The sequence below is a fragment of the Bacillus sp. FSL W8-0848 genome, assembly GCF_038007805.1.
GTDB lineage: Bacteria > Bacillota > Bacilli > Bacillales > Bacillaceae > Bacillus > Bacillus glycinifermentans.
On the sequence record NZ_JBBOYB010000003.1, the window covers coordinates 1 to 8,377 of the forward strand.

Here is an 8,377-nt window from a genome sequence, read left to right on the forward strand (position 1 = left end):
AAAACCATGGTCGCCCGGCAAAAAGAATCCGTCCGACTCGACCCTGAAATTGTTTCGCTCGGTCGCAAGCTCGCGAAACAAGATTTCGGGTCTGAAAAGAAGTTTGGCCTTTTGATCGAGAACGCCATCAGGGCGTATCACGCTCGAAAAGTCCAACCTGTCGAAGCAAGCTCGCTGCTGTCCGCAACTGAGCAAGCACTCATCGACAGGATTGAAAAACGCGTTCAAGACATGGGAAAGCAAACCGTTGAACGGATTGCCAACCTCACGGCAAAGTCATCATTCGAGACAGTCTACAGCTCCATCATTCTGGAGCACATGTTTGACAGTCTCTTTAACAAGAGCAATCCAAAACAAAAGCGTGAAGAAATCCGCGGACTTGCCGCCAAGCGAATGCGAGGCCGTCTCGACAAAGAAGGCGCTGAAAAGATCAGCTCTCTCATTCAGGAAAACAAAGCACTAGAGTCTGAATGCAATCAGATCAGAGAGATGCTTGCCCAAATGGCAGCACAATACGAAGAGCTTCAGAAACTGCATGAGTCATTAAATCAAAAGCACGAAAATCAAAAAGCCAACACCCAACATTATTACAACCGCGCAAGGCAGCTCGATCAGGAAAAAGAGGAGTTGACCCGGCAGCTGCGCAATCAAGAAAAAGAAAACGCATCGCTGCAGAAGAAACTCCAGTTCCTTCTGGACAATTACAGCCGGTTTAAGTCAAACAGGAATTTGATTGAAGAATACGAGCAGGGGAGATACTGATGGTCGTTCATGTGAAATCGCTTGGTTTCGCCAGCCACCACAAAGGCGGCAAGCCGATCTCTCACATCAAAGAGCATATCAAGTACATAGAACTTGACCGTGATCATCACCGGACGCCGCCGGAACTGTTCACGGCTACCCAGGACAACATCAAACGAATTGAATTTTTCCAAAAGCTGAACGAACAGCCGAAGGTCGGCGTTGTCGGCCATAAGCTCGTGATCTCGCTCAGCGAGGATGAAAAAGAGCGCTACGGGACCGATCTGAAGGAATTGGTCCGAGACACCATGAATCGTTTTGAAACCAAGTACAACGTTAAGCTAGATTGGGTTTCCGCCGTCCATGATGATAAAGGGCATCCTCACGCGCATGTCGTCATTCGGGGCTATAATGAGGACGGAAAACAGGTCGGCCTGTATCCTTCCCACCTGAAAGACTTGCATCAATTCGCTGATCAAGAAAAGCTACGGCAGTTTGAGAGATCAAAAGACAGCGCCCGCAGCCGTGATTTTTTGAAAGAGCTTGAGGAAGAAAGAAAGCATGAACCAACGCTTGATCTACCCCTTACATTGGAGCCGGAACATGCTGTCAAAAGCAAAGTACGATCAAGAGATCAAGAAATGGAACGATGAAACAGGCCCCGCGGCCTGTTTTTTGTCTTTTTGGCTTGTAGCGTTGACTTTTCGAAATAGGAAGGCATTTACGAGATTCATAGCGAATGTTGTAGCGCATAAGGAAAAATCGAGGTGATCCGCTATGAACACCGATACGACCGCTACAAAACTTACTTCAAAAGACGTGTCCTCCCGCCTAGGCATAGAGACCGTCACAGTCCGCAAATATTCAAAGCTGCTCGAGTCTCACGGCTATTTTTTCGAGCGCGACACCAAGGGCTGGCGACTCTACAACAAAGATGATTTATCCGCTATAGAGTATCTCTACAACATGAACAAATTGGACGGCCAATCCCTCCAAAAAGCAGCCGAACACATAGCGCATCTGTATCGGTCAAAATTGACCGTATCGCAACCCGATACACCGATACAAAACGATGAAAGGCACGCCTTATTTCAATTTGTCAAACAACAAGAAGAGTTCAATAAAATGATGCTGGAACGCATTGAGCTTTTTGAGAAACGGCAGCAGGAAAGAGACGAAATGCTGATGAAATCCCTCCGCGAATCCCAGGAAACTCAAAAAATGCTGGCTGCCGCCCGTGAAAAAAAGTGGTGGCAATTCTGGAAATAGAAAAGCCCCCCAATCGGGGGCTTAATCTGTCTCAGCTTTCTTCCATCTACTCCTAATAACCCCCATTAACAAAATGTAAATCAATAAAACGAAGATATTATATAAAGGGTCAATTTTAAAAACGAAAGTATTAAGAATAAACACTAAAAACATGAGGAGTGTTGCAATCCACCATATAACCCCATATTTTTTATCCCCCTGATCCTGACCCCTCTTACCTTTAATTAAGTCAAAAACCAAACAAGCAGCCACAAAAACCACCAAAACAATTGTGGTCACAGTAGACGAAAAATTTTCTCTAATGGTACTCATTATTATTCCCATCAGAGCAAACCCCAAAACAACCCAAAGAAATCTCATAAAATATCATACCTTTCTTAATTTTCGCTTAATTTTTATTAAAACATACCCAGAGCTTTCCAAAAAGGTTTATATTTAATATGGGCCCATATAATTACAGGAAAGGATGTTTTTTGATTGAAAAAGAGTATGAAAGTTGTAGCAGCGTTAGTAATGAGTATCACTCTACTTGTTCCATCAATCAGCACTTTCGCTGCTGAACAAAGCAATGAACAGAGCAGCAATGTAAACAACACCACTGTTCCCGTAGTTTCTACTAATCTTCCACAAAATGATACTGAGTCTTGTTCTTCAAGCCAAAAGATAGGGATTCAAAAAATCCCAGGAGATTATACAAACGGGTGTAAAATTGTCAAAACAGAAAAACGTGATAACGTAAGATGGACAAACTGGGAAAATAAAATGATACCTGCGATTGTCGGTGGAGGACTCGGGGGTGCCGGGTTTTACATTGGATCAACATTAGCAAGAGCAATTGCTCTTGGAGCAATTACACAAACCTATGTAACTCTCCCTAAAAGCAAACCAGTCTATGTAACTATTCAATATAGAGAATGTAAAGATATGTTGGGATATCATCAGTATGTAATCGTAAAAACTTACAAGGACAAAAAGAGAACTAAATTCATCAGTTCAGAAATGAAAAAGCTGAGCTAAGAAAAGCAGGCCACGTGGCCTGCTCTCTTACTTGATTATGTAATTTTTAATGCCGGGATGCCAATAGGCCATGACCTCAAAGGCTTCGTTTGCCACCTCATCATCTTCTTCCTCGATCTTGACCAGATCACCGTCCTCTGCATCACCAAGATTCAGTTCCTTATGTATCTCCTTCAAGATGCCGCCATATCCGATGAGCCGCCGAGCTGAAAGCGCGTCGTCCAGATAATAAACCGTATCCAAATTGTCTTCAGTCACCTTGTTTCCGCGGACAATATCCGTATCCTTCACGGGGTACTTTGAAATTTCCAAAACGGCTTTTTGCTCCTCTATTGCCTCTCGCACTTCACTCTCGATCTGCTCCGCATCGATCTTGGCTTTCCCTTTGACCCGCTGTATATGTACAATCGGCGTGTAATCAAGTTTCATTGCCTTTTTCCAAAGGCTTGTCCAATCTTTTTGACTAATGTATAACTTGCCTGTGAAATAACTTTTCTTTACTGGCAACAACACATGGAAATGTGGATGATATGTATGTTCTTCATGATTTTTCGTGATTTCTAAAGCTCGAAAATAGCCAAGGACAGCCGTATCAACTCGCTTGTACTTCATCAAACGATTAAAACCCTTCATCATATCGGAAATCGTTTGGCGAAGCTCTCCTCCCTCGACATTCCGAACTGTCAGTGTGAGAAACAACCAAGCGCAATGATATTGCCGATTGGCTTCCTCAACAATCAATTTATTGTGATATGCAATTTTTAACGACCTGCGCCAGGCACACATCGGGCATAACCTCACTTTACAAAAATAGGCTTGATACAGTTTTAATCTGCCCGTTTCCGGGTCTCTTTTAAACGACAATTGCTCCGCACATTCAAACATTCGTTGAGCCTTTTTGCTGTAGTAAGGCGCGCCAATTCGATTTTTCAAACCTTCATAGTGCTTGGCCATGAGATCGGACCGGGATTTTTTTCCCTTCCAATCTCTCTTTTTTCCTGTTGCGGTCTCGTCCACAAGGATGTTATAATTTGATTCAGATGAATACATGAAAAAAGAAACTCCCTTCTGAGCTAGTTTTCTAGCGTTCTATTATTTTGATTGGACACCTTAATAATAGCAGAGGGAGTTTTGTTCTGTCAAAAACGACCTAAACCCTTGACAGACAAGGGCTGAGAGCCATTTTTGAAAATCTTGTTGTTTCTATATAGTATCAAGATAAGAAAAGACCCGATTTTGGCCCCGCCAAAATCGCAAAAAAACCGGCTTTTAGCCGGCTTTTTTTAAAACCCAAAACCAAAAAACCAAAATCCCCCCCGAAGGGGGGAGATTTTTTTTCAAAAAAAGGCTTTTTTCATGCGAAAAAGCCTTTTTTGCATTCAAAAACGATTTTTTCGGGTCGCATGTAAGTGATCGGTAACAAATCTGTTCCTTTTTGGCCGAAATCGGCCCGAAAAAGTTGCACTTCCGTTCTATTTCACGAAGTCCATTTCTGAAAAAGTTGCACTATCAAAATATTTCATGCTGCGCGTTTCTGAAAACGTTGCTCTATCAAACTATTTTATTTTCCTGAAAAATTGATCTTCCGAAATATTTTAAAAAGCCCCTGCGGGAAAAACCCAGGAACGAACCAAAAATTTTGGTGCGTATAACTGGGCACTCCCCCTCTTCAGGTGTCGTGAAGATGTCCTGATCGGGACACAGCAAGTCCCGAAATGTGTCGTGAACGTGTCCTGACCCGGCTGCAAATTGTCCCTTTTCTGTCCTGAGTATGTCGTGACCAAGACCCCTCCCTTGTTCCCACCGTTTTGTCTGGCTCTGCCTGACTTTCCGCTGATGTGGGAACAAAAACCCCTTATGCTCTTCTATCTCTAGTTACTTTTTTCGGAAAATTCTTCACAATTATTCGACAGTCTGCGATAATCTTAAATACAAATGTTTACAATTCTTGAAGGTAAAAGGGAAGGGAAAGGATTGGTGAAAGTTGAGCACGATAGCATTTGAAGAAGTCGGCCAAACCATAAACGATTGGTACAAGGTCATCAAACAGCATGACTTTTCCAAAGCCGCTGCCATGAGGAAAGAAATCGAAAACACGTTGCCGAACATGGAAGAAAATCAAACCGTGTTACTATATTTCAACCTGATTGACTCACGCTATAAACTCATGACAGAGAATTACAACGAATCCGGGGAATTACTGGACAAGGTGAAAGCCAAAGCCTTAGAAGAAAGCACCGATGATGTGATTCAATATTATTTTTATCTTTTCTCCGGCATGTACGAATTCCACCAAAAGCGCTATGTCAAAGCCATCATGTACTATAAAATCGCTGAAGAACGCTTAAAAAAGATACCCGATGAAATTGAAAAAGCTGAATTTCATTACTATCTGTGTAAGGCGTATTACCAAATCGATCAAAATGTCTTCTCACTTACTCATGCACAGATCGCTCACGACACATTCAAAGCGCACGACAGCTACAAAGAAAAGATGATTAACTGCGAAATGATGCTAGGCGCAAATAAGCTCGATTTATTGCTTCACGAACAAGCCCAAAAACACTACGAGAACGCACAAACTATCGCCAAAGCAAACGGGTTCCGCTATACCGAAAGTTTGGCACTTTTTAACCTCGGAATCTGTTTTGAACGTCGGAAAATGTTCATCGAATCTTCAAATTGCTTCAAACAAGCATTAAGCATCCCGGAACATTTAGAATCGTTTGTTGCCGTCCGCTCGACTTACATGTTGAGCAAAGTTCTGTTTCAATTAGGGGCTTTTGATGTTGCCCAGACATGGTATGACAAAGCCTTGAAAAAGGCCACGGATGAAGGAGAACAGGAGTATCTGGCGAAATTAAAGCTTGTATACGCTTTGTATGCAGAGCAAAATGACCCGGAAGTAAGAAGAAATATCGACATCCTCGAGGAAATGGAGCTTTGGACAGAAACGGCCGATCTCGCAATGGAAATCGCTGAATACTATGAGAATAAGGCTGATTTCGAAAAAGCCGCGTACTATTTTAAACACGGGCATTTTGCAAAGAACAAAATCATCAAAATATCGGAGGCGTTACTATGAAAAAAACCGCTTTGTTCAGTCTGCTAACCGTTTCAGCATTATTGCTGGCCGCTCCTTTAACACAAGATACAGCCTTTTCAAGCAAACCTATTCAAATTGCTGAAAAAGCAGTAACCATTTAACATGCAAACTCTTGAAAAAGCGTTCCCGCAGCTGAAATTAGACCGCCAAAAAGTCTGGTCTACAGCAGAGAAATTAAAATCAAATAAAGACGGGGTTATCCTTTTAGACCGTTCTAATCCAGATCATCGGAATTGGTACAATGATCAAGATTCGTCTAAAAGCGTTTAAATACCCTCCTAAGCGATTTTTAGGTGCTCCAGCTCCTTTAAGTCGCTTTTTTATTTAAAACCGCTCAGAAACGAATCTGAGCATCCTCAGAGGTATTTCTCCACACAGAAAAGGGCGGAATGCTGTATTCCGCCCTAAAACCCGCTTCTTTACACGATTCAGACCCGAAACGAGCATTCCACAGGTGGTGACGACAAACACCTGTAGACATCGCAAGTATACCAGACGCCTAAAAGCGTTTAAACGCCTTCTGAGCAATTTTTAGGTGCTCCGGCTCCTTTAAGTCGCATTTTTCTGTAAAACCGCTCAAAAACGAATCTGAGCATTCTCAGGGGCATTTCTCTTTTTCTCTGAACCTCTCAACCGCAAAATAAAAAACGCTCCTGCTGGGGGCTTACCTGACAGGAGCGTCCTCACCAGATAAACGGCGAGGGAATCAATATGGGTAACGATACATTGCAAGTATACCAGCTTATTCAGCCGTTGAATATTGAACAGGGAAAGCCTTATAAACGTCTGCCGCTTCCTCCGCCGTTTTCCATTTGAACTCACTTTCTACCTCAAGCACCAGCACATTGATCTGTTCCTGACTGTACCGAGGCGTTTTGCCGCTAAAATCACGTATCCTAAACAAGCCTGATTATCCATATGAGCCTCCCCTTATGTAGTGTCCGGCATTTATCCCATTCTGCCCTAAAAAGACCGCAAAAACAGAAATAAGTCGGGTCTCGACGCGTCCGACAAACCCTTTGCCGGCTAACTTCCGACACGCATCTTAGGAAGACGCACGTCAAGGGACGCGCGTCTAATGACGTGCACCTCTTGACGTGCGCCTCATATCCGCCTCGACCTGCTCCGCTAATTCGATCACTTTTTTCCACCTGTTTTCCTCAAACCGATCAAAACGCTCATTCATATTTTTTTCTAAGTCATCCAACTGACCTTTTAACTCACCGATATGTCCCTTTATCCCATCCATCCCCACTCGTACCTGTCCCAATTCCTCCAGTAAATCCTCTCGTATCTCCCCCAACCCCTTCACGATTTTCTTTTTGACATCCTCTATTGCCTTTAATACCTTTTCATTCTCCATTTTCTCACGCCTTTCAAATCCGAACGACCAAATGCCAGGCAAGGGATCCAAACAGGGGAAAAACCGAACAACCCAAACAGCCGGCAACTCCCTTTTCCCCCCGACTCCCGAACATCGGCCCCGCTTTTTATTCCACGGTTCGATTGACAACGAGCCTCCGCACCCTCAAACTCCCGAAGGCAACCCCGCAGGGCGAAAACCGCCCTTCGGGGCCACCTCCGTCAGTTTGCATGAGAGTGCCTCTCATTGTAAATCGACTTTCGCGGCATAAACGCTCGTTTTCTCCCCTGCCGCAGAAAAACCAGTCCCTCACGACTTTGCCATCTCCAGCGCTTTTCTCATGTATTCTTCCTCTGTGATTTCTCCATGAAACCGTCTTTCCAAGAGCTTTTCCTCTTCTTCTGTAAGCTCCAAACCCTCAAAACCAAGGGTTGCTCTTACATATTTCATAGCGTCTTCAAACATGAATGACCGCCCTTCCTTTATGTATCCATTCTACCCGTTGGCGGACAAGTCCGCCACGTCAGGCGGGCGAATAAAAGTCGCCCATTGCCTGACGCCCGATGCGCAATGAACAGGGTGAGCCTCGTTACTCCTCCCTGTTCAAAACCGCATCTTTTGCCTCGTTTCCGGGTGCGTGACTCCCTGCCGGATCGTCGCGCAGCCCTCCCACTTCGGCAAGCCATTTGTCCTCAATCGGAGCCTGCCCGATTTGCGGTAAATGGCATCCCAGCACCCCTGTGGGGTGTGAGAGGCGGAGCTAAAAGTGTCGGACACAATGTTTCCGACACACTCCGCAAAGGGGATGACACGTCCTCCCCCTTGACCCCCACTGTGCGACACTCTAAAATTGAGCTAATCACTCAATTTTAGGAGGTCGA

Annotated in this window: 12 protein-coding genes; 7 read left to right on the top strand and 5 right to left on the bottom strand. The window is 44.1% G+C overall.

The features are described 5' to 3' along the window. From NSQ39_RS22970 to NSQ39_RS22980, 3 genes are all read left to right on the top strand, one after another. Positions 1-762 (top strand): hypothetical protein (locus tag NSQ39_RS22970; RefSeq protein ID WP_341017603.1); only part of this gene is annotated, 762 nt, incomplete at its 5' end. Further along, positions 762-1,394 (top strand): relaxase/mobilization nuclease domain-containing protein, encoded by a 633-nt coding sequence (locus NSQ39_RS22975; protein ID WP_268338815.1) that lies wholly within the window; start codon positions 762-764, stop codon positions 1,392-1,394. The genes NSQ39_RS22970 and NSQ39_RS22975, both read left to right, overlap by 1 nt. 124 nt (positions 1,395-1,518) lie before the next feature. Beyond that, the gene (locus tag NSQ39_RS22980; RefSeq protein ID WP_165428581.1) at positions 1,519-2,010 is read left to right on the top strand and encodes a DUF3967 domain-containing protein; all 492 of its coding nucleotides are present in this window, start codon (positions 1,519-1,521) and stop codon (positions 2,008-2,010) included. 21 nt (positions 2,011-2,031) lie between these two features. Here the strand turns inward: NSQ39_RS22980 and NSQ39_RS22985 are convergent, their stop codons facing one another. After that, positions 2,032-2,334 (bottom strand): hypothetical protein, encoded by a 303-nt coding sequence (locus tag NSQ39_RS22985; protein ID WP_240504067.1) that lies wholly within the window; start codon positions 2,332-2,334, stop codon positions 2,032-2,034. Positions 2,335-2,487: 153 nt separating this feature from the next. On the opposite strand from NSQ39_RS22985, the gene NSQ39_RS22990 reads away from it, so the two are divergent. Next, positions 2,488-3,027: a hypothetical protein gene (locus NSQ39_RS22990; RefSeq protein WP_268338817.1), complete on the top strand. Its 540-nt coding sequence runs from the start codon at positions 2,488-2,490 to the stop codon at positions 3,025-3,027. Between the two features lie 27 nt (positions 3,028-3,054). Here NSQ39_RS22990 and NSQ39_RS22995 read toward each other — a convergent pair whose 3' ends face one another. Beyond that, on the bottom strand, positions 3,055-4,077 hold the full coding sequence (locus tag NSQ39_RS22995; RefSeq protein WP_268341375.1) for a protein rep: 1,023 nt from the start codon (positions 4,075-4,077) through the stop codon (positions 3,055-3,057). A 934-nt stretch (positions 4,078-5,011) separates the two neighbouring features. Between NSQ39_RS22995 and NSQ39_RS23000 the strand changes: the two genes are divergently transcribed. Genes NSQ39_RS23000 through NSQ39_RS23010 form a run of 3 tightly spaced genes read left to right on the top strand, consistent with a single transcriptional unit; the run spans position 5,012 to position 6,403 of the window. Continuing rightward, positions 5,012-6,112 carry a RapH N-terminal domain-containing protein gene (locus NSQ39_RS23000; RefSeq protein ID WP_175077632.1) on the top strand — a complete coding sequence of 367 codons (1,101 nt, stop codon included), beginning with the start codon at positions 5,012-5,014 and terminating at the stop codon, positions 6,110-6,112. Next, positions 6,109-6,234: a hypothetical protein gene (locus NSQ39_RS23005; RefSeq protein ID WP_272901924.1), complete on the top strand. Its 126-nt coding sequence runs from the start codon at positions 6,109-6,111 to the stop codon at positions 6,232-6,234. The genes NSQ39_RS23000 and NSQ39_RS23005 overlap by 4 nt, the downstream gene beginning before the upstream one ends. Position 6,235: 1 nt before the next feature. After that, complete coding sequence (locus NSQ39_RS23010; protein ID WP_175077631.1) at positions 6,236-6,403, top strand: hypothetical protein; 168 nt, start codon at positions 6,236-6,238, stop codon at positions 6,401-6,403. 472 nt (positions 6,404-6,875) lie between these two features. On the opposite strand, the gene NSQ39_RS23015 is transcribed toward NSQ39_RS23010, so the two are convergent. The 3 genes from NSQ39_RS23015 to NSQ39_RS23025 form a co-directional block, all read right to left on the bottom strand. Next, a complete protein-coding gene (locus tag NSQ39_RS23015) occupies positions 6,876-7,037 on the bottom strand; it encodes a hypothetical protein (RefSeq protein WP_320549216.1) in 162 nt (53 codons plus the stop codon). Between the two features lie 171 nt (positions 7,038-7,208). Continuing rightward, positions 7,209-7,496, bottom strand: a complete 288-nt coding sequence (locus tag NSQ39_RS23020; RefSeq protein WP_175077640.1) for a hypothetical protein — start codon at positions 7,494-7,496, stop codon at positions 7,209-7,211. 309 nt (positions 7,497-7,805) lie between these two features. Then, positions 7,806-7,961: a hypothetical protein gene (locus tag NSQ39_RS23025; protein ID WP_175077639.1), complete on the bottom strand. Its 156-nt coding sequence runs from the start codon at positions 7,959-7,961 to the stop codon at positions 7,806-7,808. Positions 7,962-8,377 lie beyond the last annotated feature (416 nt).

Excerpts from the sequence above, each read along its gene's own strand:
- NSQ39_RS22975 (WP_268338815.1), top strand. The coding sequence starts at position 762 with ATGGTCGTTCATGTGAAATCGCTTGGTTTCGCCAGCCACCACAAAGGC.
- NSQ39_RS22980 (WP_165428581.1), top strand. The coding sequence starts at position 1,519 with ATGAACACCGATACGACCGCTACAAAACTTACTTCAAAAGACGTGTCC.
- NSQ39_RS22985 (WP_240504067.1), bottom strand. The coding sequence starts at position 2,334 with ATGGGAATAATAATGAGTACCATTAGAGAAAATTTTTCGTCTACTGTG.
- NSQ39_RS22995 (WP_268341375.1), bottom strand. The coding sequence starts at position 4,077 with ATGTATTCATCTGAATCAAATTATAACATCCTTGTGGACGAGACCGCA.
- NSQ39_RS23005 (WP_272901924.1), top strand. The coding sequence starts at position 6,109 with ATGAAAAAAACCGCTTTGTTCAGTCTGCTAACCGTTTCAGCATTATTG.
- NSQ39_RS23010 (WP_175077631.1), top strand. The coding sequence starts at position 6,236 with ATGCAAACTCTTGAAAAAGCGTTCCCGCAGCTGAAATTAGACCGCCAA.
- NSQ39_RS23020 (WP_175077640.1), bottom strand. The coding sequence starts at position 7,496 with ATGGAGAATGAAAAGGTATTAAAGGCAATAGAGGATGTCAAAAAGAAA.
- NSQ39_RS23025 (WP_175077639.1), bottom strand. The coding sequence starts at position 7,961 with ATGTTTGAAGACGCTATGAAATATGTAAGAGCAACCCTTGGTTTTGAG.